Origin of the sequence: Pasteurella sp. WM03 (genome assembly GCF_004570945.1) — a bacterium.
Classification (GTDB): domain Bacteria; phylum Pseudomonadota; class Gammaproteobacteria; order Enterobacterales; family Pasteurellaceae; genus Rodentibacter.
On the sequence record NZ_SPPO01000008.1, the window covers coordinates 1 to 25892 of the forward strand.

The following is a 25892-nucleotide window of genomic DNA, read 5'->3' on the forward strand; positions in this document are numbered from 1 at the left end:
TCAAAGAATTATCCTGGCGGCGAGAGTGCGGTGGTCCCACCTGAATCCATACCGAACTCAGAAGTGAAACGCTGTAATGCCGATGGTAGTGTGGGGTATCCCCATGTGAGAGTAGGGCACCGCCAGGTATTTATTCTCCATAAATCCCCGAGTTGATGAGCTTGGGGATTTTTATTTATATGATATTCCCAAAAATGTCCTGTTTGTCGACAAGATTCTCAGAAGAGAAGGCTAACCTAGATTTTAACTCAGTCTTATAAACAGCGATTTTAATCAATCTTAAAAACCTCATTGAAATCGACCGCACTTTAATCTCCAATAGACATTGAATATTCGGTGATTTCTTATCCCCTCACCTATGTTAGAATACGACCACTTTTACCTTGTGAATAAATTTTATGAGACATTTAAAATCCCTTGCTCAACGCTATATTGACTGGCTTATCCGTCTTGGACGGGTTAAATTTTCCTTACTTGGTGTTTTTTTATTAGCTGTTTTTGCTCTTTCTTTGCAAGTATTATTGAGTCTATTTATTATTGGAGATATCTACTGGATTGATATTGCTCGTTCAATTATTTTTGGATTAATGTCAGCTCCTTTTGTCATTTATTTTTTTGCAGTATTGGTTGAACGCCTTGAAACTTCCCGTAGTCAGCTTTCTCGTAGTGTTACTGAGCTTAAAAAAGAAGTTTCGGAACGTAAACAAACAGAGAATAAACTTTCTATTGCACTTGATAATTTGGAAGAAATTCATCGGGATAAAAGTAACTTAATGGCGACAATAAGCCATGAATTACGAACACCTTTAAATGGTATTATTGGGTTAAGTCGGATTCTGTTGGACGGAGATTTAACGCCAGAACAACAAAGTTATCTCAAAACAATTAATGTGAGTGCCGTCAATTTAGGGCATATTTTTAGTGATATTATTGATCTAAATAAACTGGATACTAAACGATTAGAATTAAACCTGCAACCTACCAATCTCAATGCTCTTTTGAATGATATTCAAAATTTCGCTGTGTTAATGGCAGAACCTAAAAATCTCAAATTTTCTTTAGAAATCTCATCAAATTTACCTGATTTACTTTATTTAGATAGTGCAAGATTAAGCCAAATTCTTTGGAATTTGATTGCTAACGCGGTGAAATTTACAGAAAAAGGAGAAATTAGACTGCACGTTTCTGCTTCAGAAAATGATACATATCATTTTAGTGTTTCTGATACAGGGAGCGGTATTGCTCAATCTGAATGGGATAACATTTTTAAAATGTATTATCAGGTGAAAGAAAATAAGAACCGTTCTTCAGGGAGTGGAATTGGACTTGCCATATCAAAAAACCTTGCATTATTAATGAAAGGGGATTTATGGGTTGAAAGCCAAATCGGAAAAGGGTCAACGTTTTACCTGAATATACAGGCTAAGGAAGCACATTCGGTAGATAATCATACCTTTTCTCAACCATTGAATTTATCCGTTTTATTGGTTGAAGATATTGAGTTGAATGTTATCGTAGCGAAAAATGTGCTAGAAAAATTAGGACATTATGTTGATGTTGCCATGAATGGGAAAGAGGCGATTCAATTATTTGAACGAAATTTCTATGACATTGTTTTGCTTGATATTAAGTTACCGGATATGTCCGGTTTTGATATTGCGACACACTTACGCCAAAAATATGAAGAAGGTATTTATGATTTTCTCCCACCGCTTGTCGCATTTACAGCAAATGTAATGCAAAACGAAAAAGAGTATCAAGCGAGAGGAATGGATGGAGTACTGCGTAAACCGCTTGCACTGAATGAATTACAACAATGTTTTTATCATTTTTTTGGTGAGGACAATACAATTCATGCTTCTAGTGAGGATAAAAAAACAGAATTTCATCAATCATTAAATATGGAGTTAATTGGGTTATTAGGTAAAACACAAGTAGAGCAGAATTTAAGATTATTTAAACAGATGATGCCTATTTATCTACAAGAATTGAATAGGGCATTCACGACTTGTTTATCTGATTCTTCTATACAAAAAGACTTTGTAGATATTGCACACAAAATTAAAGGCGCCGCAGGCTCTGTTGGCTTAGTCACATTACAGCAACTTGCGGAGAAAATGCAATGTAGTCAGGAAGCAAACTGGAAAGATAAAATTGAAACTTGGCTCAATGAACTCAATACCCACTGGCGGACGAATGTAAAAGAGTTAGAAGATTATTTAAAGCTATAGAAAACGACCGCACTTTGAATTGAAAGTGCGGTCAAAATTTATCATATTTTGTCAGCCTTAAAATTTCGCTAAAATGCCCCGAAATAATGATAAGGATTGCTTATGCTAAATCGCCAATGCCAAGTGCTTATTTCTGATATGTTACCTGATTCTTTACCGCCACAAGTGCTAATTGTAGGGGAGCAGGGCGTTCACTTTTCTAAAGTAACAAATTTACTTGGGCAAGAATTTGAACATATTTTATTTGATGCCAGACATGGTATTCACTTAGAAGCTCTGGCTATTGCAGTCGGCACGCTAAAAATGGGGGGGACGTTCTGTTTAGTGCTTTCGGCGTGGGAAGATTTAGAAAAACGCCCTGATTTTGATAGCCTTCGTTGGAATAGTGGCACTTCTGTCATTAGCACGGCAAATTTTATTCATCATTTTAAACAATGTGTGGAACACCACCATTTTCCTATTTTGAGACAAGAAAGTGCGGTTAGTTTTCCGTCCGTTTTTCATTGTGAAGAAAAGGGCAAATCAGCCACGGTCGAACAGCAACAGATCCTTGAGCAAATCTTGCAACGGAAATGTGATCTGTATTTTCTTACGGCAAAACGCGGACGTGGAAAATCCGCCTTATTAGGGCTGCTTGTTAATCACATTGATACCCCGATTTATCTCACCGCGCCTAACAAAAATGCGGTCAATTCCTTGTATGATTTTGCAAAAGAAAGCGTTGAATTTATTGCACCGGATGAATTAAGCCAACGACTGCGACAAAATGCCGCATTTGCTGAAAATGCTTGGCTTTTGGTTGATGAGGCGGCGATGATTCCGTTGTCTTTGCTACAACAGTTTTCCCAATATTTTCGCCACATTGTTTTTAGTACAACTATTCATAGTTATGAGGGAACAGGGCGCGGTTTTGAATTAAAATTCAAACAAAAAATGCACCGTACTTTTCAACAATTTGAACTTTATCAACCTCTACGTTGGCAAAAAAATGATGTTCTTGAAGATTTCATTGAAGATCTTCTATTGCTGGAGGTTGAAGATAAATTTGAGCAAATTGCGTATAACCCGCAGGAAGAGGTTCAGATTGATGAAATCGCACAATCTCAACTTATCCGAGCACCTGAATTTTTTTATGGCTTGATGACCTTGGCACATTATCGCACTTCACCTATTGATTTACGCCGTTTGTTTGATGGTACAGGCCAACGTTTTTATTTGGCAAAATATCAACGACAGCTTATTGGTGCTATTTGGGCATTGGAAGAGGGTGGAATGGAAGATGAAACTCTGATTGAACAAATCCGACAAGGAACACGCCGTCCCAAAGGAAATCTTGTGCCACAATCTTTGTGTTTTCACGGCAATTTTCCCCAGGCTTGTAGTTTGAAATCTTTACGAATTTCCCGTATTGCCGTACAACCTCATTGGCAACAAAAAGGGATCGGGCAAAGACTGATTAGCTCAATAGATAATGCCAAGGTTGATTTTCTTTCCGTGAGTTTTGGTTATACGGAAGAATTAGCACATTTCTGGCAAAAGTGCGGTTTTATTTTGGTTCATTTAGGGGAGCATCAAGAAGCCAGTAGTGGTTGTTATTCAGCTATTGCTGTGAAAGGAATATCGGAAGAAGGTATAGCCTTTGTAAAAATTGCGCAGCGACAATTTCAACGTAATGTAGCGTTATCAACTCATCCTTTAGTTGAAACAATGTTACAGGGGGAAATTGATTGGATGCTTAATGAAGAAGATTGGCAAAGTTTAAAAAACTTTGCCTATTTTAACCGCACTCTATTTTCTTCAATGCCCGCCATTCAGCGTTTGTTAAGGGCGCAAAATAAAATCAATTTTCCACAACTTTCAAGCTATTTAACGAAAAAACAATTACCCTTTGACAAGAAAAAAAGCGTAGAATGTTTTCGTTTAGAAATTAAACAATACTTAGAGGAACTTTTATGACAACAGAAAAAACAGAGAAACCAAAAGGCTGGTTTAAACGGACATTGGAAAAGTACGATCATTTTCTAAAAACCTACGATCTTGATTCCCCTAGCTGCTGTGGTGTCCCCAAAATGCGCGAAGATGAAAACGGAAATTTATGTAAAGAAGACTCGCTCTTTAAAAATAAAAAATAACCTGTTTTTTTATACAGATTCCAGCTTGAATCCCCTTTTTTAATTCAGTAAACTATGCGTCAATTTTTATCATAAATTGACGCATTATTCATGAAAACCTCTTTTTTCCAACTCGATATTCCTTCCACTCCGAATGACCATAAAATTTTAGGTAATGTCTTGCAAGGCGCTGATGCCCTTGCGATTAGCGAGATTGCCGAACAACACCAACATTTAACTGTCGTAGTCACACCCGATACCAGAAGTGCGGTTCGTTTATCCGGTATTTTATCGGAATTAAGCGAACAGGAAGTGAAACTATTTCCTGATTGGGAAACGCTACCTTATGATACTTTTTCACCTCATCAAGATATTATTTCTTCCCGTCTAAGCGCGCTTTTTCATCTCCAAAATGCAAAAAAAGGCATTTTTTTGTTGCCGGTTTCTACCTTAATGCAGCGCCTTTGCCCGCCGCAGTATTTACAACATAATGTTTTATTGATTAAAAAAGGTGATCGCATTGTTATTGATAAAATGCGCTTACAACTGGAATCAGCCGGTTATCGTGCCGTAGAGCAAGTGCTGGAGCATGGGGAATATGCCGTGCGGGGCTCATTACTTGATCTTTTTCCGATGGGAAGTGCTGTGCCTTTTCGATTAGATTTTTTTGATGATGAAATTGATTCTATCCGCACTTTTGATGTGGATACGCAACGCACGCTGGATGAAATTCAATCCATTAATCTTCTGCCGGCACAGGAATTTCCAACGGATGACAAAGGGATTGAATTTTTTCGCACACAATTTAGAGAAACCTTTGGCGAAATTCGTCGTGATCCTGAACATATTTATCAACAAATCAGTAAAGGTACGTTAATTTCCGGTATTGAATATTGGCAGCCGTTGTTTTTTGCAGAAATGGCAACCTTATTTGACTATCTTCCCCCCCAAACCTTGTTTGTGGATATGGAGGCAAATCAAGCACAAGGGGAGCGTTTTTATCAAGATGCAAAACAGCGTTATGAACAACGCAAAGTGGATCCAATGCGTCCTTTATTGTCACCGGAACGTTTGTGGTTAAATATTGATGAAGTAAATCGCCAATTGAAAGACTACCCGCGTATTACATTGAAAAATGAAAAAGTGCGGTCATCAGTGCGTCAGAAAAATTTACCGCTTACTTCATTGCCGACTATCACGATTCAATCACAACAAAAAGAACCTCTCGGGCAACTTCGTCAATTTATTGAACATTTTAACGGCAATATATTGTTTTCCGTGGAAACGGAAGGACGTCGGGAAACCTTGCTAGATCTGCTTCAACCGTTAAAAATTAAACCTAAACAAATTCAGTCCCTCACTCACGCTGAGCAAGAAAAATTTAGTTTATTGGTCAGTTCCTTTGAGCAAGGCTTTATTATCGAGGAATCTTCCCCCTTAGCTATTATTGGTGAAGCGAATTTACTGGGCGAAAGGGTACAACAGCGTCAGCGTGATAAGCGTAAAACCATCAATCCGGATACGCTTGTGCGGAATTTGGCAGAACTTAAAATCGGGCAACCGGTGGTACATTTGGATCATGGGGTCGGGCGTTATGGTGGTTTGGTAACACTTGATGCCGGGGGAATTCAAGCAGAATATTTACTCCTGAATTATGCTAATGAATCCAAACTTTACGTGCCGGTAACTTCATTACATTTGATTAGCCGTTATGTAGGTGGATCTGATGAAAGTGCGCCATTACATAAACTGGGTAACGAGGCTTGGGCGAAATCTCGTCATAAAGCCGCAGAAAAAATTCGCGATGTGGCGGCAGATCTATTGGATGTTTATGCACAACGTGAGGCGAAAAAAGGCTTTGCCTTTAAATATGATCGTGAAGAATTTCAACAATTTGCGGCAACCTTTCCTTTTGAAGAAACTCATGATCAAGAAATGGCGATTAATGCCGTGATTTCCGATATGTGTCAGCCAAAAGCGATGGATCGTTTAGTTTGTGGCGATGTAGGCTTTGGTAAAACAGAAGTAGCGATGCGAGCAGCATTTTTGGCGGTGATGAATCATAAACAAGTGGCGGTTTTAGTGCCTACGACGTTGCTTGCCCAACAACATTATGAAAACTTTAAAGATCGTTTTGCCAATTTACCGGTGAATGTAGAAGTACTATCGCGTTTTAAAACAGCGAAAGAACAAAAACAAATTCTGCAAAATCTGGCAGAAGGTAAAGTGGATATTTTGATCGGCACCCATAAACTGATTCAATCAGATGTGAAATTTCACGATCTTGGTTTGCTGATTATTGATGAAGAACACCGTTTTGGCGTGGGGCAAAAAGAAAAAATTAAGCAACTACGTGCCAATATCGATATTCTCACACTGACGGCAACCCCGATCCCACGCACCCTTAATATGGCAATGAACGGTATTCGTGATCTCTCCATTATTTCCACACCGCCGGCTCGCCGTTTAAGCATTAAAACCTTCGTGCGTCAAAAAGATGATTTGGTCGTACGCGAAGCCATCTTGCGTGAAATTCTGCGTGGCGGACAGGTCTATTATTTACATAATGATGTGGCGAGTATTGAAAATACGGCAGAAAAATTGACCGCACTTGTGCCGGAAGCTCGAGTGATTGTGGGACATGGACAAATGCGGGAGCGTGAACTAGAACGGGTGATGAGCGATTTTTATCACCAACGTTACAATGTTTTGGTTTGCTCTACCATTATTGAAACGGGCATTGATGTTCCAACTGCCAATACTATTATCATCGAACGGGCGGATCATTTTGGTCTGGCACAATTACACCAACTGCGTGGTCGGGTAGGGCGTTCTCATCATCAAGCCTATGCCTATTTGCTGACGCCACCACCGAAAATGATGACAAAAGATGCGCAACGTCGCCTTGAAGCTTTGGAAAGTTTAGATAATCTTGGCGCGGGCTTTATTCTTGCCACTCATGATTTAGAAATTCGTGGTGCAGGGGAATTGTTGGGGAATGAACAAAGCGGACAAATTGAAACCATCGGTTTTTCCCTTTATATGGAATTGCTTGATGCGGCGGTGAAAGCCTTAAAAGAAGGACGTGAGCCGTCTTTAGAAGAATTAACCCGACAGCACGCTGAAATTGAACTGAGAGTTGCGGCATTATTACCGGATGAATATTTAGGCGATGTGAATATGCGTTTATCCTTCTACAAACGTATTGCCGCCGCCGAGACAAAACAAGAATTAGATGAATTAAAAGTCGAATTGATCGACCGTTTTGGCTTGTTACCGGAAGCAACAAAAAATTTACTGCAAATTGCCGAACTGCGTTTATTGATCGAGCCTTTAAAAGTACTTCGTATTGATGCCGGCACACAAGGGGGCTTTATTGAATTTTCACCGACAACACAAGTCGCACCAGAAAAATTTATTCAGCTTATTCAAAAAGAACCGATTGTTTATCGTTTTGACGGACCATTAAAATTTAAGTTTATGAAGGATCTTTCTGATAATAAAGTGCGGTTGGAATTTGTGGTAAATTTAATCAAGTTTTTGCTTGAGTAAGATTTTTTAACGGTTGTATTACATTGAAGAACTTAGCATTACAAAAATGACGCACTATTTTTATCGTGCGTCATTTTTTTACTTCAGTTTTTCTTTTTGAATAATAAGCCGTGATATTAAATTGAATGCTACGTTAGTATGTTTTTGTTGCATTAAGTTTTTCGTATTTTTTATAAGATAGGGTTTTTTTAAGAAAAAAGTTATTTCACCTCCGAGCCCTTTAACCACTTTCTCACCCAAGAACGGTTGGCGGACAGGTTTTGTATAATCTCTTCCCCTAAAGGTAAGGGTTCGCCATAAATTAATGATGCTAAAGTTTCGCCTAATAAAGGGGCGGAGGTTAATCCGCGTGATCCTAATGCGGCAACCAGAAAAAGGTTGGGGAAATTGACCGCACTTGGAATCACTTGCTTACGGCGGCGGAGATTAAAGAGATTGTGATAGTCTTCACGTTGTTGGGTGAAATTGGGGACATTTCCCACCATTGGGGCGAGATCACGTACGGAGCAACGAATGCCCATGCGTGCCAAATTGCCCGAGGTATCCACATCTTGCGTCCAACGTTGAGCAATATTTTGTTGCAGTTTCTGTTGGTTTTCTCGTTGTTCTTGTTCGCTAAAGCGACGATCCGTATTATCCCGTATATGACTTGCACCAAGACAATGGCTGGTTTTGGTGTGATCTGCCGGTGTGAGATAGCCATCGTAGCAAAGTACGGACTTAAGTTTTAGTAAATTTTCGGAAGTGGGAATTTGGCTCACTTGCCCTCGAATCGGGTAAAGCGGAAGTTTTTCCGTTTGAACAAAATCCGTGATTTTATAGCCGTTGGCGAGGATCACTACCTCGTGTTCCATATGTTGATTCTGTGAATTCATCAGTTTCCAACCGCATTGGGTTTGTGAAAGTGCGGTAATTTTTTGTGAGGTTTTGATTTTTACGCCGCATTTTTCAAGTAGCGAAAAGGTATTTTGCACAAATTGTTGAGGTGCAAGCCAAGCTCCTTGAGGAATAAACCCTCCGCCACAAGAAAGAGGCAAGCCGGTTTTTTCGCTCAATCCCTCCGCATCCAACATTTCAAAGATTTCATTCGGTAAACCTAATTGGGAAATTTTTTCCAATTTGACCGCACTTTTTTCGTTATAGGCACATAATGCGACACCACAAAATTCATATTCAAATTCAATACCTTGTTTTATCGCCCAATCCAGTAATTGCTTGCCGTAGGAAAAGGCATGAAGGTAAAAACGGACAGTGAGAGGATTATCATCACTCAGTTGGGGATAAAACGCGCCTTGTTTATTGCCGGAAGCATTGAGTGCGGGTTGTTCATCTTCACAATAAAGGGTGATATCGGCACCGCGTTGAAGTAATGATATAGCGGTACAGAGCGAGGCAATGCCCCCACCAATAATCGCAATGTCTTGTTTTTTCAGGCTGGCAGGTTGAGGTAAATACCAAGGCGCTGAAAGTGCGGTCGGTTTGGCTTGTGTTTTTTGTCCGCTTAGGCACTCCCGTTTTTTGCCAAAACCTTTACGTTTTTGGACTGCAAAACCTGCCGATACTAGCCCTTTTCTGACCGCACTTGCTGCGGTGAAGGTAGCAAAAGTGCCGCTCGCTTTGGTGAACCGATACATTTGGCTATATAAGTTTTCGTTCCACATATCCGGATTTTTACTGGGGGCGAATCCGTCTAAAAACCAAGCATCAATGTGATCATTCATATAATCGCCAAGTTGCGGTAAATTTTCTGTTACATCACCAAACCATAAATCAAGGGTGGTTTCATCAAAATGAATACGTTGACAGCCTTTGATCGGTGATTGCCAGTAGCATTGTAAATGTTGGCTTAATTCGGAAAATTGCGGATATGCCGAATGGGCTTGCTGAAGTGCGGTCGGTTTTAGCGGATATTTTTCAAAAGAAATAAAGTAGAGGCGTTTGAGAGGTGCATTGAGATATTTTTTGCGAAATTCTCGAAATAATTGGATAGTGGCAAAAAAATTTAACCCTGTACCAAAACCGGTTTCTGCAATGGTGAAGTGAGTATGTTGATAATCTTGCCAACGTTGCCATAATTGATTGCCCTGCAAAAATACATAATCCGTTTCTGCTAATCCATCGTGATTGGAAAAGTAAACATCATCAAATTGATTGGAGACGGGGGTATGTTGTTCATTAAAATAAATGTCTGCATACTGAACGGCGAGCATTTTTATTCCTTTCTTGCATTATTGAATTGACTTATAATAGCGAAATTTTCCGGCTTATTGAAATTTGTTGACTCTAATAGGGTGGAAAGTCCCTAACTGGTCAAACAAATGAATTATTGCTTGAAATATTTTTATTTCGTAGTAGTTTTGAGCCGTTATTTTGACATATAAAACAAAAAGGAAGAAGCAATGAAAAGAGCTGTTATTACAGGCTTTGGTATTATTTCCAGTATCGGTAACAATAAACAAGAAGTGCTTGCCTCATTAAAAGCAGGAAAATCGGGCATTGAAATTGTGCCTGAATTTGTTGAGATGAAAATGCGTAGTCATGTTGCAGGCACGATTAAATTAGATCCAAGTGAACATATTGATCGTAAAGTATATCGTTTTATGGGTGATGCGGCAGCTTATGCTTATCTTTCCATGCGTGAGGCCATTGAAGATGCGGGGTTAACGGAAGAACAGGTTTCCAATGATCGTACAGGTTTAGTCATTGGGGCAGGAACAGGATCGGCACATAATCAATTAATTGCTTGCGATGCGGCACGTGGTCCTCGTGGTGTGAAGGCAATAGGGCCTTATGCCGTAACGAAAACCATGGCATCAAGTGTTTCTGCCTGTCTTGCAACGCCTTATAAAATTCGTGGCGTAAACTATTCTATCAGCTCTGCTTGTGCGACGTCGGCACATTGTATTGGACATGCTGTTGAGTTAATTCAGTTAGGAAAACAAGATATTGTCTTTGCTGGTGGTGCGGAAGAGTTATCTTGGGAATGTGCGACCGAGTTTGATGCAATGGGAGCGGTTTCCACCAAATACAATGATACGCCGGAAAAAGCCTCCCGTGCTTACGATGCGAACCGTGATGGCTTCGTGATTGCCGGTGGTGGTGCTGTTGTGGTAGTGGAAGAATTAGAACACGCCCTTGCTCGTGGTGCAAAAATTTATGCGGAAATCGTGGGTTATGGCGCGACTTCGGATGGCTATGATATGGTTGCACCAAGCGGTGAAGGGGCAGAACGTTGTATGAAACAAGCGATGGCGACAGTGGATACCCCAATTGATTACATTAATGTTCACGGCACTTCAACACCGGTTGGGGACGTGAAAGAATTGGGGGCAATCAAAAATGTGTTTGGTGCTAATGTGCCGGCAATTTCATCGACAAAATCTATGACCGGCCACTCTTTAGGTGCAGCAGGCGCCCACGAAGCCATTTATACCTTATTAATGTTGGATAATGATTTTATTGCGCCAAGCATTAATATTGAAACCTTAGATGAAGCGGCGGAAGGTTGCAATATTGTGACCGAAACGAGAGAAAATGCCGGTTTGCAAACGGTGATGTCAAATAGCTTCGGTTTTGGTGGTACGAATGCGACGCTAATCTTTAAACGTTACAATGGTTAATTAGATGGGCTAATAAAAAGGAAAATCGCACGGTAACAATATCGTGCGATTTTTTATGGGTAAAATGCACTGAAAAATAACCGCACTTTATCCATAAAAAAGCCCTGAATATTCAGGGCTTTGTTGGATTAGTTTGCGATACCTTTATGTCTTAACAGGGCATCTAGTTGTGGTTCACGGCCTCGGAAACGTTTGAAAAGTTCCATCGGTTCTTCTGAACCGCCACGGGTTAAGATTTCGTCCAAGAAAGATTTTCCGGTAATTGGGTTAAAGATACCTTCTTCTTCAAAGCGTGAGTAGGCGTCGGCGGAGAGCACTTCTGCCCATAAGTAGCTGTAATAGCCTGCAGCATAGCCGCCTGCGAAAATATGGCTGAAGCTATGCGGTGTTCTTGCCCAATCAACCCCTTTAATGACCGCAACTTGTGATTTCACTGCTTTGAGGGTATCAAGAATTTGATTTATTTTTTCCGGATCAAACGTGTGATGTAAACGGAAATCGAAAATGCCAAATTCCAGTTGGCGTAAAACAAACATGGCAGCTTGGAAGTTTTTTGCTTTCAATAGTTGTACTAATTTTTCTTTTGGCAAAGGTTCGCCCGTTTCGTAGTGACCGGAAATAAATGCCAGTGCCTCTTCTTCCCAGCACCAATTTTCCATAAATTGGCTTGGTAATTCCACTGCATCCCAAGGCACACCGTTAATGCCTGCCACATCAGAGACATCAATTTGTGTGAGCATATGGTGAATACCATGTCCAAATTCGTGGAAAAGGGTGGTGACTTCATCGTGGGTAAATAATGCCGGTTTATCACCGATTGGGGCATTAAAGTTACAGGTTAAATAGGCCACCGGCGTTTGGATAGAACCATCAAGTTTACGTTTTCTACCGATGCAATCATCCATCCACGCACCACCACGTTTGTTTTCACGGGCATAGAGGTCGAGATAAAAACTGCCACGTAACTGATCTTTTTCATCAATCAGATCAAAGAAACGCACATCTTTGTGCCAAGTATCCACATCAAACCGTTCTACCGCACGGATGTTGAAAATACGTTTAATCAGTTCAAATAAACCGGATAGCACACGATCTTCAGGGAAATAAGGACGTAGTTCTTCATCATTGATGGTGTAGAGATGTTGTTTTTTCTTTTCGCTGTAGAAAGCGATATCCCAAGGTTCAAGTTCTGTGACATCAAATTCTTTTTCACAGTAGGCTTTGAGTTCAGCTAATTCTTTTTCACCCTGTGGTTTGGCGCGTTTCGCCAAATTATCTAAGAAATCCAGCACTTGTTGTGGATTTTCCGCCATTTTAGTTGCAAGGGAAAGTTCGGTGTAAGTATTAAAACCGAGTAATTTCGCCAATTCTACACGCAAGGTGAGAATTTCTTCCATGATTTTACTGTTATCCCATTTGCCGGCATTAGGGCCTTGCTCTGATGCACGAGTGGTGTAAGCACGGTACATTTCTTCACGTAGTGCTTGGTTTTCACAGTAAGTCATGAGCGGTAAATAGCTTGGAATTTCAAGGGTGAAGCGGTAGCCTTTCAAGCCTTTACTTTCGGCAGATTGTTTTGCCGCTTGCAATGAAGATTCAGGCAGTCCTTTTAGTTCTGTTTCATCTTCAATCACCTTTTCCCAGCCCATTGTTGCATCAAGCACATTATTACTGAATTGAGAACTGAGTTCGGATAATCTTGCTGAAATTTCACCATAGCGTTTTTGTTTTTCTTCCGATAAAGCAATACCGGAAAGATCAAAATCCCGTAAGGCATTTTCAATCGCCTTTTTTTGATCCACGGAATAAGAGGCAAATTCAGGACTGTTTTTGAGTGCTAAATACGCATTATAAAGTCCTTTGTGCTGACCCACCCAGGTGCTGTATTCAGAAAGCAGAGGCAAGCAAGCCTGATAGGCTTCGCGTAACTCAGGACTGTTTTTTACTGAATTTAAATGGGAAACCGGCGACCAAGCACGACTGAGACGATCGCTTACTTCCGTTAAAGGTAAAATGAAATTTTCCCAAGTAAAGTGCGGTTGATTTAAGACTTGTTCTATGGTGTCACGACAATCTTGGATAAGTGTTTTAACAGCAGGTTGAATGTGTTCTGGTTTGATTTGTGAGAAAGGCGGCAAGCCTTGAATGTTAAGTAATGGATTTGACATAATGATTTCCTTTTTGAAAACTGTTTCTTATGTGACGGCAGATTCTATAATATCAAGGTTGAAAAATCTAAAAAATCGGTAATAATGGCTCGCCTTTAAACAATTTAGGAACATTATGAAGTACATTTATATTTTATTAGGGCTTCTTTCCCTTGTGCTCGGTATTGTGGGGATTTTTCTTCCGATTTTACCTACTACGCCATTTCTTTTATTGACATTATTTTTCTTTGCGAAAGGTTCTAAGCGTTTGGAAACTTGGTTTCTTGGTACGTCTATCTATCAAAAACATTTGAAGTCTTTTAATGAACGCCGAGCGATGACGAAAAAAACAAAGCGTTCAATTTTAACATTTGCAACGTTAATATTACTAATCGGCTTCTATTTTACGCCTAGTCTGATAGGACGCAGTGTTATTGTTGTCTTGATTATTGTGAAATATTGGTTCTTCTTCTTTTGGGTTAAAACTGAAGAGGAAACTAAAATGAAAGATACACAGAAAGATGATATAAAAAATGAATAGTGCTTTATTAACAGGCTTAAAAAGTGCGGTTGTTTTCTCTGTTATTTTAGCTTTGAATGGCTGTGATAAGCTAAATAGTCAAAAATCTAATCAAGATCAAGCGGTCTCTTCTGTTTTAAAAGAAGAGCAATCTCTACAAAAAAATACAGAATATGATCGTGAGAAACTGACACGTGGAATGAAATATCAACCCATTTTAGATCCGTGGCAAGTGAAAGAGATGGAACAAATTTCTTTAATTCGTGATCTTTTTGAAGGATTAACGGCTTATGATGCACAAGGTCATATTGTATCGGGTGCGGCAGAAAGTTGGGAAACGAAAGATAATAAAAATTGGAAGTTTGTTTTACGTGAAGGGTTGGTATGGTCGAATGGGATGCCTCTAACTGCGCAAGATTTTGTGCTTTCTTGGCAAGCGCTTTCTCAATCTGAAAGCCCGCTGAGATTTTATTTATTGTATTTAAATTTGAAAGAGGCGAAAGCCGTATTAGAGAAAAAATTGCCATCTGAAAGTCTTGGCATTGTAGCTAAAAACGACCGCACTTTGTTGATCTCATTGGATAAACCTACGCCTTATTTACCTGAAATGTTGGCGCATATTGCCTTATTGCCACGATATCATGACTCAAATCTATGGGTATCAAACGGTGCTTATCGTCTTTCATCACATGATGAAAACGGGGTATATTTAATTAAAAATTCACAGTATTGGCAAAAAGAGCTAGTCTCATTTAAAACCGTGGATTATGTGCTTTATAACACAACCCCAATGTCGAAATTAGATGTGCTTTGGTCACCTGTTCAAACAACAGAGAATATTCAATACTTTCCTCAATTATGTGGCTATTTCTACGAATTTAACTTGCGAGAGGAAAAGTTAAAGAATCCTTTGATAAGAAAGGCGATTGTTTCATTGGTGTCTGTCACAGGTATCACGGATAATGAAATGCCTAATGCGATTCCGAGTTCTTACTTTTTACCAAAAGCAATGTTACATGGGATAGATTCTCGTTGGGAACCCGTGGTGGCGGAGCCGTTGTTAGCACAAGCTCGTATTACAGAGAAACAGCCATTGGTTTTGCAGATAAGTTATGATGATACATTCGTTCATCGAAACATTGCGAACCGTCTAGCTCGTCAGCTATCGGAATCAGATTTGTTACGTATTGAAAACCATGAGATGAGCTGGCAGGCTTTACAAGAAAAGCGTACGAAAGGTGAGTTCCAACTAATTCGTTCGGGCTGGTGTGGTGATTTTAACCATCCGGCAGCATTTTTAGGACTGTTTTATTCAAAAAGCCCCGATAATAAGAGCGGATATTCCAATCAACAATATGATCAGCTGTTTGAACAGGCATTAAAAAGTACATCAGAAAAAGAGCGGTCGGAAATTTACTTAAAATTAAGTGAAATTATTCAGCAAGAAAATTTGGTTCTTCCAATATTCCAATACACTACACCGGTTTATATTTCCTCTTCTTTAATGGGCTGGCAAAAGAATCCGGTTGGGACGATTTATAGTAAAGATTTATGGCGAAAAGTGAATATCGCTCAATAGTAAAATACCCGCTTCATATGAAAGCGGGCACTTTTTACAGACTATTTTTTATCATCTTTCTTTGTAATTTCTTCGCATTTTTCTATATCGCTACATTTTCCATAAAGATATAGGCTGTGAGCTTTTAATTTTATGCCATATTGTTCGCTAATTTCTTTTTGACGTTGCTCAATGAGATTATCGGAAAACTCAAAGACTTTACCACAGTCTTCACAAATAATGTGATCATGGTGTTCCGTCGGAGCAAGTTCAAAAACTGATTTATTTCCTTCAAAATTGTGGCGAATTAAAATATGTGCTTCATCAAATTGATTCAGTACACGATAAACGGTAGCAAGACCAATATCGCTACCTTGTTCTAATAAAATTTTATATACATCTTCTGCAGAAAAATGTTCGTTTTTGTGACTTTGCATTAAAGCTAAAATAGTCAAACGAGGCTCGGTAATTTTTAACCCGGCTTTTTTGAGCAATTTAATATTTTCTTCAGACATAAAGTTTCCTTTCATGATAGTTAAGCGAGCTCGGCTAAACACATTTCTTCATAAATTTGTTTACACCATTTTTCCACGCGTTCAGCGGTGAGTTCGGGCTGGCGATCTTCATCAATACACAAACCGATAAAGGTTCCATCTTCTAAGAGTGCCTTAGAGGCTTCAAATGTATAGTTTTCAGTCGGCCAGTTGCCCACAACGATAGCCCCTCGTGGTTCGACAATATCACGTACTGTACCAATTGCATCGCAGAAATAATCAGCGTAGTCTTCTTGGTCACCACAGCCGAAAATTGCGACTAATTTATCAGTAAAATCGATTTCTTCTAAGGTTGGGAAAAAATCATCCCAATCCGCTTGGGCTTCACCGTAGTACCAAGTTGGAATCCCGAAAAGTAAAAAATCGTAGGCTTCAATATCTTCTTTTGAGGTTTTGGCGATATCACGAATATCTACTAATTCACTGCCTAACTGTTTTTGAATCATTTTTGCGATATTTTCGGTATTGCCCGTATCGCTACCATAAAATAGACCCACTACTGCCATTTTTCTTTCCTTTAAATAAATATTTAATCACTATAAAACTTAGGGGCAAAGCCCTGCGAGTTGGGCGAACTATAGCATAAATCAATTCTCATTTGAATCAATTAATTCTTATTTAAAAATCGATTGATTGCTCGGATAACAAAGTCTGGTTTTTCAGCATGAACCCAGTGTCCACAGCCGTTTATCGTGAATGATGTCGCATGAGGAAATTGTGCCAAAATAGTGTCGGTGTTTTCCGGTTTTATATAGGCTGAGTTGCCTCCTCGAATAAATAGAGTAGGGATAGACACGTCCACATTTTGCCAATCCATTAAATGATGATATTGGTTAAAAAGCGCACTTAAGTTAAAGCGAAAAAATTCAGGTGAAGTGGGATCAAAAGATTTCAGCATAAACTGTACAACGGCAGGATCTTGAATATTTTTCTCCAAAATGGGTTTGGCTTCTTGGCGATTTTGTGGTGCAGCACTTTTTACAGCGAATAAACCTTGAAATACATCTTGATGCCCGTTATGTCCATAGATGATAGGCGCAATATCAATGACGATCAATTTTTCTACAATCTCGGCATGAAGTGCGGTCAATTTCATGGCCGTTTTTCCACCCATAGAATGGCCGATCAGAATCACTTTATCCAACTTAAGATGTTGAATAAGTGCGAATACGTCTCTTGCCATCAGTTCGTAATTCATTGAGTCTGAATGAAAACTTTGTCCGTGATTGCGGAGATCAATCCGTAAAATATTGTAATCATCACTAAAGGCTCGGGCGATAACACCAAGGTTATTCATATCACCAAATAAACCGTGGATGAACACTAAGGTAGGATGTTTACTTGCTTGTTTTGGTTGATGAAATTGATAGTTTAATAATTGAGAGCTTGGCATAATTTTCGCGTGAGAATTCGTTGAGAAATCGTTATAATGGCAAGAATTTTAGCAAAGGGAGAAATAAAAATGAAGATTATTGAAGTTGATGAAGAGTTATACCAATACATTGCAAAACAAACCCAGTCTATTGGTGAAAGTGCTTCCGATATTCTTCGCCGTTTGCTGAATTTACCTGCAAATCCAAGTCGTACCTTGGATTTTGTTTCCTTTGATGAAACAAACAAAAGTGCGGTTAAATCTGATGTTGTTTTACCCAAAGAGATGAAACAGGCTAATGTATCTCAAATCCAGGCTGAGCCGACATCGAAAGATCTAACACAGTTGAAAACAGCGAGAAAACAGTCGGAGACAGCGATTAGCCGGATCTCGGATAATGTTCGTGCTTTATTAAGTTCTTCAGAATTTAAGGAAGAAACAAAAGCTGTTGTGCGTTTTTTAGCGATTTTACGCGTGCTTTACCGTACCAATCCGGAAAGTTTTGCACAGGCGACGGAATCCTTACAAGGTCGTACCCGTGTTTACTTTGCACGTGATGAAGCAACATTGTTAATGGCGGGGAATCATACCAAGCCGAAACAAATTCCGGATACGCCCTATTGGGTTATAACTAATACGAATAGTGGTCGGAAAATGTTGATGTTAGAGGGGGCGATGCAATCCATGGATTTGCCGGAAAGCTTGATTGATGAAGTGCGAACCTATTTTGTCAGTAACTAAATTTTTTCCTTGGCAACGACTTGCCAATACACTTCAATACCGAGATAAAATCGCCTTGCGTTCATCGCAGGGTGATGTTTTTACTTGGGGAGAGATTGGGGAAAAGATCAATCAAACAGCGGTATTTTTACAATCTCGGGGGCTGACATCAGAAAGTGCAGTTGCTTTTTGTAGCAAAAATACTGAATCGATCCTTTTTCTTTATCTTGCAACAATTCAGATTGGTGCCAAAATTCTGGGGGTAAATCCTGCATTTCCAAAAGATAAAATTAATGAATTGTGCCGTGAATACGACATTGATTTATGTTTATTTGATGAGGATTTATTGGATATTCCTGATGGACATTCATCGGTAGAATTTCCTCAGGCTGATTTTTTTCGCCCGGCAACTATGACCTTGACATCAGGATCGAGTGGATTGCCTAAGGCGGTCGTGCATCATATTCAATCGCATTTGGATAATGCTCGTGGCGTGTGTCAATTAATGCACTTTGATTCATCGCAATCTTGGTTATTGTCATTACCTTTATATCACGTTTCAGGGCAGGGGATTGTTTGGCGTTGGTTACTTTGTGGTGGGGAATTACATTTTCCACAAAGCGATTTTTATCAATCATTATTACAAACAACCCATGTGTCATTAGTGCCAACACAGCTTCAACGTTTGCTTGATTATCTCGTTCAGCACCCCCAAGCCCATTTTAAAACCCGCCATATCTTATTAGGTGGGACGCATATTCCACTAATGTTGACTCAATCAATTCGTGCATATGGTATCCAAGCTTACAACGGATATGGTATGACGGAAATGGCATCAACAATTTGTGCTAAATTGTCGGATCATTTACCCGGTGTTGGGCAACCACTTTTAGGACGTGAATTTCAACTGGTGAATGAGGAAATTTGGTTGAAAGGCGCGGGGCTGGCATTAGGTTATTGGAAGAAGGGGGAAATTATTCCTCTCACGAATCAACAAGGTTGGCTACAAACAAAAGATAAGGGGATTTGGCAAAATAATGAATTAGTCGTTGTGGGGCGTTTAGATAATATGTTTATTTCCGGTGGTGAAAATATTCAGCCGGAAGAAATTGAAGGCGTGATATTGCAATCAAATTGGGTGAAACAAGTATTTGTTTTGCCAAAAAAGGATTCAGAGTTTGGCGCAAGACCGATTGCTGTCCTTGAATTTTATGAACACTTCACGGAAAGTGCGGTCGAAAAACTACGCATTTTTTTACAAGAACATTTAGCACGATTTAAGCAACCGATCGCTTATTATCCATTGCCTCAAAATTTACAATCGGGGGCAATTAAAATTTCCCGTAAGGTGCTGACCCAATGGTTTAGCACAGAAAAACTATGATGAATAGGAAGAATATGAAATTACCACGTTTTTTAACCGCACTTTCTGTAAGCCTTGTAATGGGATTGGCTTTGCCTCATTCTGTTATGGCGGAACAGACAAAATCTTCACCAACTGAGCAAAGTTTAAAATTGGATTTGGAGGCCGCACAAAAAATTGATGATGCGGAGCTTAAAAAAGCACGTATTGATCAATTGCAAACCTCTCTTGATTTGCTAGAGCAAATTCAAACACAGCAAAAAACGAATGACACACTCGATGATACGCTGAATCGAGCCGATGCGGAAATTCAAAAAAATAATACGGATTTACAGAACCTTAAGAAAAATTTAGGGCAGGAGAAACCTGATAATTATAAGGAAACCGCATTAGATAATTTACAGGAAACACTGAGTAAACTGAATGCCCAACAGCAAGATACTCAAAGCGAGTTAAATGTTGCGAATGCCTTGGTGGCGGGACAGAGTGCTGTGTCAGAACGAGCACAAACTGCATTGGCGGATAATTTAAAACGTAGCCAAACGTTAAATCAGAAACTTTCCGATAGTTCGTTAGATAGTGTATTACAACAGCAATACCAGCTGGAATTACAGCTGATTGAACTTAAAAATAATTATAGCCAAACGTTGTTAAAAAACAGTGATCAGCTTTCCTTACTTTATCAAAGCCGTTATGACTTATTGAGTGTGAAACAGCAACTTCAGCAACAGCAAATTGCGGCAGTACAAGAGGCGATTAATCAAAAAAATCTTGAACAAACGCAAGATAAAGTGGAACAGGCTCAGCAACAGCAGCAAAGTGCGGTTAAAAATGATTACATTCAGAAAGTATTGGAGCTTAATGCTCAGTTAAGTCAATTTTTATTAGAACAGACGGAAAAAACAAATACCTTAACGCAAGATGAGCTTAGAATGCGTAATGTGTTAGATAATTTGACACAAACGCAACGCACCATTAATGAGCAAATTAGTGCGTTACAAGGGACATTAGTGCTTTCTCGTATTATTCAACAACAGAAACAAAAATTACCCACTAATCTAAATATTCAAGGTTTATCAAAGCAAATAGCAGATTTACGTGTACAGATTTTTGATATTACGCAACGTCGTAATGAGCTGTATGATCTTGATACTTATATTAAAAAAGTTGAGTCGGATGAAAACCAAACTTTTACGGCAGCGGAAAAAACACAGTTAATAACTTTATTAACCGAACGCCGTAAAATGGGTTCAGATCTCATTAAGTCATTAAATAACCAACTCAATTTAGCGATTTCTTTAGAATTAACCCAGCAACAAATTACACAAATTAGTGATCAAATTGGATCAAAATTGGAGCAGCAAAGTTTTTGGGTGAAAAGTAACAATCCGATTAATTTGAGTTGGTTGGAGATGTTGCCAAAATCGTTAAGTGCACAGTTTAACGGAATGGTAAAGCATTTAGGATTTCCCACTAATTATGACAATTTACCTTCTCTATTGACTTATGCATTTATCCTTTTAGTCATTGGCGGTGCAATTTTTAAATTCAAACCAAGAATTAAACAACGCTTGGCGATGATTAACGGTGAAATCAATACGCTTCGATCCGATACACAATGGCATACGCCGATGGCGTTGATATTAACTGTTTTGTTAAATTTGTCCGGCACACTTTGGTTTTTAGCAATCTGCCAATTAATTGGATTTTTCTTCTTTCGTAATCCGCAAGAATTCTGGGATTGGTCATTCCGAATGGCCGGTTATTGGTGGTTCTTTAATGTATGGTTCGCGATTTTTCGTCCAAATGGTATTTTTGTACGTCATTTTGGTTTTGCCCAAGAGGATGCGGAAAAGTTTCGCGGTGTGGTAAAACGGATTATCATTGCCGTTGTTCTGCTATTAAATACCTCGGTATTTAGCAATGTGATGGATAACGGGTTAGCCAACGATGTTTTAGGTGAATTAAATACAATTGCAGCGCTTATTTTTTGTGTTGTGATTATTGCGCCTCGTTTTAATCGAGCGCTGCGTGCTTATGAAGAACACCAGTCACAACATAATAATGTCATTGTAAAAGTAATCCAAATCTTGTTACAGATCACGCCAATTGGATTTATTATCTTAGTGGCATTAGGCTACTACTATACGGTGTTGAATTTAATTCAACATCTTATTAGTTCCTATATTGCTTGGTGTGTTTGGTTTATTTTACGTCATGTAATTTATCGGGGAATTACAGTATCTTCGCGCCGTTTGGCTCATCGTCGCTTAATTGAAAAACAGAAACAAAAAGCAGAAGAATTTAACGATGGTTCACCTTCCGATGATGTGGTTGTGATGACTGATCAAGAGGAAGGATTAGCGTTAAATGAAGTTAGAAGCCAGTTATTACGTTTTGCCGATCTCTTTATTTGGACGGCGCTATTTGCAATTTTCTACTTTGTATGGTCGGATCTCATTACCGTAGCAAGCTACCTACGTGATATTACATTATGGAAACAGGTTTCTGTTGTTGATGGCGCAAATGTGACAGAAAGTATCACGCTCTTCAATCTACTGGTCGCGATGATCATTGTCGTGATTACTTATGTTTTGGTACGAAATATTTCCGGTATTCTGGAAGTGATGCTTTTCTCTCGTCTGAAATTATCGCAAGGTACGCCCTACACTATTACGACATTATTAACTTATACCATCATTGCGATTGGTGGGGCGTGGGCATTTGCTACGCTAGGGATGTCTTGGTCAAAATTACAATGGTTATTTGCCGCACTTTCCGTGGGACTTGGTTTTGGTATGCAGGAAATTTTTGCAAACTTTGTTTCCGGTATTATCTTATTATTTGAACGCCCGATTCGAGTCGGGGATACTGTGACAATCAACGGGGTGAGTGGAACGGTTGCAAAAATTCGTATTCGTGCGATTACTTTGATTGATTTTGATCGTAAAGAAGTGATCGTACCAAATAAATCTTTTGTGACCGGTCAGGTAATTAACTGGGCGCTTTCCAGTACGATGACCCGCTTGGTTGTGACGGTTGGAGTCGCTTACGGTTCAGATTTAGAGTTAGTGAAAAAATTACTCCTTCAAGCGGCAAATGAGCAACCGGCCGTATTAAAAGATCCTGAACCGAGAGCGCTATTTTTGTCCTTTGGTGCAAGCACATTGGATCACGAATTACGTGTTTATGTGGGGCAAATATCCGATCGAACCAATACAACGGATGGACTTAATCGCCGTATCAATGAACTCTTTGCTGAAAATAATATTGATATTGCGTTCAATCAGCTTGATGTCTTTATTAAAAATAATGATACCGGTGAAGAAATTCCGTTCGTTGATGTTAATGCAACAACATTATCTAAGAAAAAGTCGTAGAGTATGAGAGGTAAAATATGGCAGGTAATACAATAGGACAACTTTTCCGTGTAACAACTTTTGGCGAATCTCATGGTATTGCACTCGGTTGTATTGTAGATGGTGTCCCACCTAATATGACGCTGTCTGAAGCGGATATTCAGCCTGATTTAGATCGCCGTAAACCCGGTACATCTCGTTATACCACGGCACGTCGGGAAGCAGATGAAGTGCAAATTTTATCCGGTGTATTTGAAGGAAAAACCACCGGTACAAGCATTGGAATGATCATTAAAAATGCGGATCAGCGTTCTCAAGATTATGGTGAAATTAAAGATCGTTTCCGTCCCGGACACGCCGATTTTACTTATCAACAAAAATACGGCATTCGTGATTACCGTGGTGGCGGACGTTCTTCCGCACGTGAAACGGCTATGAGGGTCGCAGCCGGCGCGATTGCGAAAAAATACCTGAGGGAACAATTTGGAATTGAAGTACGGGGGTTTTTAAGTCAAATCGGCGAGGTGAAAATTGCACCACAAACGGTTGAGAAAATTAATTGGGAAACTGTGGAGAGTAATCCTTTCTTTTGCCCTGATGAAAGTGCGGTTGAAAAATTTGATGAATTAATCCGAGCGCTGAAAAAAGAAGGGGATTCCATCGGTGCGAAACTCACGGTGATTGCTGAAAATGTGCCGGTTGGTTTAGGTGAACCTGTATTTGATCGCTTGGATGCCGATTTGGCTCATGCCTTGATGGGAATTAATGCCGTGAAAGGCGTAGAAATTGGCGATGGTTTTGCGGTGGTGGGACAACGTGGTAGTCAGCATCGTGACGAAATAACACCAAATGGTTTTGAGAGTAATCACGCAGGCGGTATTTTAGGCGGGATTAGCTCCGGTCAGCCGATTATTGCCACCATTGCATTGAAACCGACTTCAAGCATTACGATCCCCGGACGTTCTGTGAACCTTGATGGCGAAGCAGTGGAGGTGGTGACAAAGGGTCGCCATGATCCTTGCGTGGGAATTCGTGCCGTACCTATTGCGGAAGCGATGGTTGCCATTGTGTTATTGGATCACTTATTACGTTTTAAGGCACAATGTAAGTAGCAAGGCGAGTGAAATGAATAAAATCGTATTAAAAACTTCGATTATTTTAACCGTACTTTTTTCTTTAAGCGTGCAGTCTTCTCCACAAGATTGGCAGCAAATTAAACGCCCTATTCCCAGTGAGAGCGGAAAGGCACAGCCAATTGGAAGTTATTCTAACGGTTGTATTATTGGGGCTGAAGCTTTACCGTCTAAGGGGGATGGCTATCAAGTTATCCGAATGAATCGTAACCGCTATTATGGCCATCCTGAGATGATTAAATATCTCAAACGTTTGGGGGAAAGAGCGAAAGTTGCAGGATTACCAACAATGCTTGTAGGGGATATTGCTATGCCGGGTGGAGGGCGTTTCCTGACCGGACACGCTAGCCATCAAATAGGATTAGATGCGGATATTTGGTTACGCATGGGCGAAATGTCCGATGCAGATGCATTAAATTCAGATGGGAAGGGCTTGTTAGTGGTTGATAGAAAAGCACAACGGGTTGATGAGCGGGTATGGAATCATCACCATGCAACATTGATTAAGCTTGCGGCTCAGGATCATGGCGTGACCCGTATTTTTGTAAATCCGGCAATTAAGCTTAAATTATGTCAAACAGCAGGTAATGATCGTAGTTGGTTACACAAAATTCGTCCTTGGTTTGGGCATGATTCACATTTTCATGTCCGTTTAAAATGTCCTGCAGAGGCTGTTCATTGTGAAGATCAAGCACCGGTTCCGTCTGGTGATGGGTGTGGTGATGAACTTTATTCTTGGTTTGAACCTGCAAAACCAAGTACGGGCTCAAATAAGCCAAAAGTTTTACCGCCTGAACCCTTTTTATGCCAACAAATATTGACTTCGCCAAATCGAAGTGAATGGTTAGAATAATTTTATAGGCAAATCATAGAGTGCATGGTATGGAATTGGGCGTTGATATTTTAGCAATATTATTTGTTGTGGCATTTGTTGCCGCATTTATTGATGCGATTGCAGGCGGAGGCGGCTTGATTACCATTCCAGCCCTGCTTATGACGGGGATGCCACCGGCTGTGGCATTGGGGACAAATAAATTACAAGCGATGGGAGGCGCATTTTCTGCCAGTCTCTATTTTTTACGTAAAAGAGCGGTCAATTTACGGGAAGTTTGGTTTATCCTACTCTGTGTTTTCATCGGATCGGCTTTAGGCACAATCTTGATTCAATTGCTTGATGTCTCAGTTTTTAAGAAAATTTTGCCATTTTTAATTTTAGCAATTGGATTGTATTTTCTCTTTACGCCTAAATTGGGAGATAAAGATCGTAAACAACGTTTAACTTATGTTGTTTTTGGTTTGGCGATTAGCCCATTTTTGGGGTTCTACGATGGCTTTTTTGGACCTGGAACCGGTTCGATTATGAGTTTGGCTTGCGTCACGTTATTAGGTTTCAATCTTGCGAAAGCGACGGCACATGCAAAGGTGATGAACTTTACCTCGAACCTTGCTTCTTTCTTGCTTTTCTTAGCCGGTGGACAAATTTTGTGGATTGTAGGAATCGTGATGATGGTGGGAGGCATGATTGGGGCAAATTTGGGCGCTAAAATGGTGATGACAAAAGGTAAAACGCTTATTCGCCCTATGGTAGTTGTTATGTCGTTTTTGATGACTGCAAAAATGGCATACGATCAAGGTTGGTTTAATATTTAAAG

The 25892-nt window shown here is 39.7% G+C and carries 18 protein-coding genes and 1 rRNA gene; 14 read left to right on the forward strand and 5 right to left on the reverse strand.

From position 1 onward, the window contains the following. Nucleotides 1-12: 12 nt before the first annotated feature. The 5 genes from rrf (at nt 13) to mfd (ending at nt 7894) form a co-directional block, all read left to right on the forward strand. Nucleotides 13-128: ribosomal RNA gene (gene rrf, locus E4T92_RS08405) — 5S ribosomal RNA — on the forward strand. A gap of 270 nt (nt 129-398) precedes the next feature. Beyond that, a complete protein-coding gene (locus tag E4T92_RS08410; RefSeq protein WP_135094249.1) occupies nt 399-2231 on the forward strand; it encodes an ATP-binding protein in 1833 nt (610 codons plus the stop codon). 102 nt (nt 2232-2333) lie between these two features. Next, on the forward strand, nt 2334-4187 hold the full coding sequence (locus E4T92_RS08415) for a GNAT family N-acetyltransferase (protein ID WP_135094250.1): 1854 nt from the start codon (nt 2334-2336) through the stop codon (nt 4185-4187). Next, the gene (locus E4T92_RS08420; protein WP_077541780.1) at nt 4184-4363 is read left to right on the forward strand and encodes a DUF5363 family protein; all 180 of its coding nucleotides are present in this window, start codon (nt 4184-4186) and stop codon (nt 4361-4363) included. Before E4T92_RS08415 ends, E4T92_RS08420 begins: the two co-directional genes overlap by 4 nt. Before the next feature lie 90 nt (nt 4364-4453). Continuing rightward, a complete protein-coding gene (gene mfd, locus E4T92_RS08425) occupies nt 4454-7894 on the forward strand; it encodes a transcription-repair coupling factor (RefSeq protein ID WP_135094251.1) in 3441 nt (1146 codons plus the stop codon). A gap of 200 nt (nt 7895-8094) precedes the next feature. On the opposite strand, the gene mnmC is transcribed toward mfd, so the two are convergent. After that, nucleotides 8095-10104: a bifunctional tRNA (5-methylaminomethyl-2-thiouridine)(34)-methyltransferase MnmD/FAD-dependent 5-carboxymethylaminomethyl-2-thiouridine(34) oxidoreductase MnmC gene (gene mnmC / locus E4T92_RS08430; protein WP_135094252.1), complete on the reverse strand. Its 2010-nt coding sequence runs from the start codon at nt 10102-10104 to the stop codon at nt 8095-8097. 189 nt (nt 10105-10293) lie between these two features. On the opposite strand from mnmC, the gene fabB reads away from it, so the two are divergent. Further along, complete coding sequence (gene fabB / locus E4T92_RS08435) at nt 10294-11514, forward strand: beta-ketoacyl-ACP synthase I (RefSeq protein WP_135094253.1); 1221 nt, start codon at nt 10294-10296, stop codon at nt 11512-11514. 128 nt (nt 11515-11642) lie between these two features. On the opposite strand, the gene prlC is transcribed toward fabB, so the two are convergent. Beyond that, nucleotides 11643-13682, reverse strand: a complete 2040-nt coding sequence (gene prlC, locus E4T92_RS08440; RefSeq protein WP_135094254.1) for an oligopeptidase A — start codon at nt 13680-13682, stop codon at nt 11643-11645. Between the two features lie 115 nt (nt 13683-13797). On the opposite strand from prlC, the gene E4T92_RS08445 reads away from it, so the two are divergent. Beyond that, nucleotides 13798-14202: a DUF454 family protein gene (locus E4T92_RS08445; RefSeq protein WP_077541878.1), complete on the forward strand. Its 405-nt coding sequence runs from the start codon at nt 13798-13800 to the stop codon at nt 14200-14202. Then, the gene (locus tag E4T92_RS08450) at nt 14195-15760 is read left to right on the forward strand and encodes a peptide ABC transporter substrate-binding protein (RefSeq protein ID WP_135094255.1); all 1566 of its coding nucleotides are present in this window, start codon (nt 14195-14197) and stop codon (nt 15758-15760) included. The genes E4T92_RS08445 and E4T92_RS08450 overlap by 8 nt, the downstream gene beginning before the upstream one ends. Nucleotides 15761-15801: 41 nt before the next feature. Here E4T92_RS08450 and fur read toward each other — a convergent pair whose 3' ends face one another. From fur to E4T92_RS08465, 3 genes are all read right to left on the reverse strand, one after another. Beyond that, complete coding sequence (fur, locus tag E4T92_RS08455) at nt 15802-16254, reverse strand: ferric iron uptake transcriptional regulator (RefSeq protein ID WP_077541881.1); 453 nt, start codon at nt 16252-16254, stop codon at nt 15802-15804. A gap of 20 nt (nt 16255-16274) precedes the next feature. Beyond that, nucleotides 16275-16799 carry a flavodoxin FldA gene (gene fldA / locus E4T92_RS08460; RefSeq protein ID WP_135094256.1) on the reverse strand — a complete coding sequence of 175 codons (525 nt, stop codon included), beginning with the start codon at nt 16797-16799 and terminating at the stop codon, nt 16275-16277. Nucleotides 16800-16900: 101 nt separating this feature from the next. Further along, nucleotides 16901-17686 (reverse strand): alpha/beta fold hydrolase, encoded by a 786-nt coding sequence (locus E4T92_RS08465; protein ID WP_135094257.1) that lies wholly within the window; start codon nt 17684-17686, stop codon nt 16901-16903. A 69-nt stretch (nt 17687-17755) separates the two neighbouring features. Between E4T92_RS08465 and seqA the strand changes: the two genes are divergently transcribed. From seqA to E4T92_RS08495, 6 genes are read left to right on the forward strand one after another with little or no spacing between them, the layout of a single operon-like run. Further along, nucleotides 17756-18406, forward strand: coding sequence for a replication initiation negative regulator SeqA (seqA, locus tag E4T92_RS08470; RefSeq protein WP_135094258.1), 651 nt, complete (start codon nt 17756-17758; stop codon nt 18404-18406). Next, nucleotides 18375-19769 carry an o-succinylbenzoate--CoA ligase gene (menE, locus tag E4T92_RS08475; protein WP_135094259.1) on the forward strand — a complete coding sequence of 465 codons (1395 nt, stop codon included), beginning with the start codon at nt 18375-18377 and terminating at the stop codon, nt 19767-19769. Before seqA ends, menE begins: the two co-directional genes overlap by 32 nt. 14 nt (nt 19770-19783) lie before the next feature. Further along, nucleotides 19784-23128, forward strand: a complete 3345-nt coding sequence (gene mscK / locus E4T92_RS08480) for a mechanosensitive channel MscK (protein WP_135094260.1) — start codon at nt 19784-19786, stop codon at nt 23126-23128. Nucleotides 23129-23145: 17 nt separating this feature from the next. Continuing rightward, entirely contained in the window at nt 23146-24219 is a 1074-nt protein-coding gene (gene aroC, locus E4T92_RS08485) for a chorismate synthase (protein WP_135094261.1), read from the forward strand. Between the two features lie 13 nt (nt 24220-24232). Continuing rightward, nucleotides 24233-25093, forward strand: coding sequence for a penicillin-insensitive murein endopeptidase (gene mepA / locus E4T92_RS08490; RefSeq protein ID WP_135094262.1), 861 nt, complete (start codon nt 24233-24235; stop codon nt 25091-25093). A gap of 29 nt (nt 25094-25122) precedes the next feature. Beyond that, nucleotides 25123-25890 carry a TSUP family transporter gene (locus tag E4T92_RS08495; RefSeq protein WP_135094263.1) on the forward strand — a complete coding sequence of 256 codons (768 nt, stop codon included), beginning with the start codon at nt 25123-25125 and terminating at the stop codon, nt 25888-25890. The last annotated feature ends 2 nt before the right edge of the window (nt 25891-25892 follow it).

Bases quoted from the DNA above. Each gene is read 5' to 3' on its own strand.
- E4T92_RS08410 (WP_135094249.1), top strand. From the start codon at position 399: ATGAGACATTTAAAATCCCTTGCTCAACGCTATATTGACTGGCTTATC.
- E4T92_RS08415 (WP_135094250.1), top strand. From the start codon at position 2,334: ATGCTAAATCGCCAATGCCAAGTGCTTATTTCTGATATGTTACCTGAT.
- E4T92_RS08420 (WP_077541780.1), top strand. From the start codon at position 4,184: ATGACAACAGAAAAAACAGAGAAACCAAAAGGCTGGTTTAAACGGACA.
- mfd (WP_135094251.1), top strand. From the start codon at position 4,454: ATGAAAACCTCTTTTTTCCAACTCGATATTCCTTCCACTCCGAATGAC.
- mnmC (WP_135094252.1), bottom strand. From the start codon at position 10,104: ATGCTCGCCGTTCAGTATGCAGACATTTATTTTAATGAACAACATACC.
- fabB (WP_135094253.1), top strand. From the start codon at position 10,294: ATGAAAAGAGCTGTTATTACAGGCTTTGGTATTATTTCCAGTATCGGT.
- prlC (WP_135094254.1), bottom strand. From the start codon at position 13,682: ATGTCAAATCCATTACTTAACATTCAAGGCTTGCCGCCTTTCTCACAA.
- E4T92_RS08445 (WP_077541878.1), top strand. From the start codon at position 13,798: ATGAAGTACATTTATATTTTATTAGGGCTTCTTTCCCTTGTGCTCGGT.
- E4T92_RS08450 (WP_135094255.1), top strand. From the start codon at position 14,195: ATGAATAGTGCTTTATTAACAGGCTTAAAAAGTGCGGTTGTTTTCTCT.
- fur (WP_077541881.1), bottom strand. From the start codon at position 16,254: ATGTCTGAAGAAAATATTAAATTGCTCAAAAAAGCCGGGTTAAAAATT.
- fldA (WP_135094256.1), bottom strand. From the start codon at position 16,799: ATGGCAGTAGTGGGTCTATTTTATGGTAGCGATACGGGCAATACCGAA.
- E4T92_RS08465 (WP_135094257.1), bottom strand. From the start codon at position 17,686: ATGCCAAGCTCTCAATTATTAAACTATCAATTTCATCAACCAAAACAA.
- seqA (WP_135094258.1), top strand. From the start codon at position 17,756: ATGAAGATTATTGAAGTTGATGAAGAGTTATACCAATACATTGCAAAA.
- menE (WP_135094259.1), top strand. From the start codon at position 18,375: ATGAAGTGCGAACCTATTTTGTCAGTAACTAAATTTTTTCCTTGGCAA.
- mscK (WP_135094260.1), top strand. From the start codon at position 19,784: ATGAAATTACCACGTTTTTTAACCGCACTTTCTGTAAGCCTTGTAATG.
- aroC (WP_135094261.1), top strand. From the start codon at position 23,146: ATGGCAGGTAATACAATAGGACAACTTTTCCGTGTAACAACTTTTGGC.
- mepA (WP_135094262.1), top strand. From the start codon at position 24,233: ATGAATAAAATCGTATTAAAAACTTCGATTATTTTAACCGTACTTTTT.
- E4T92_RS08495 (WP_135094263.1), top strand. From the start codon at position 25,123: ATGGAATTGGGCGTTGATATTTTAGCAATATTATTTGTTGTGGCATTT.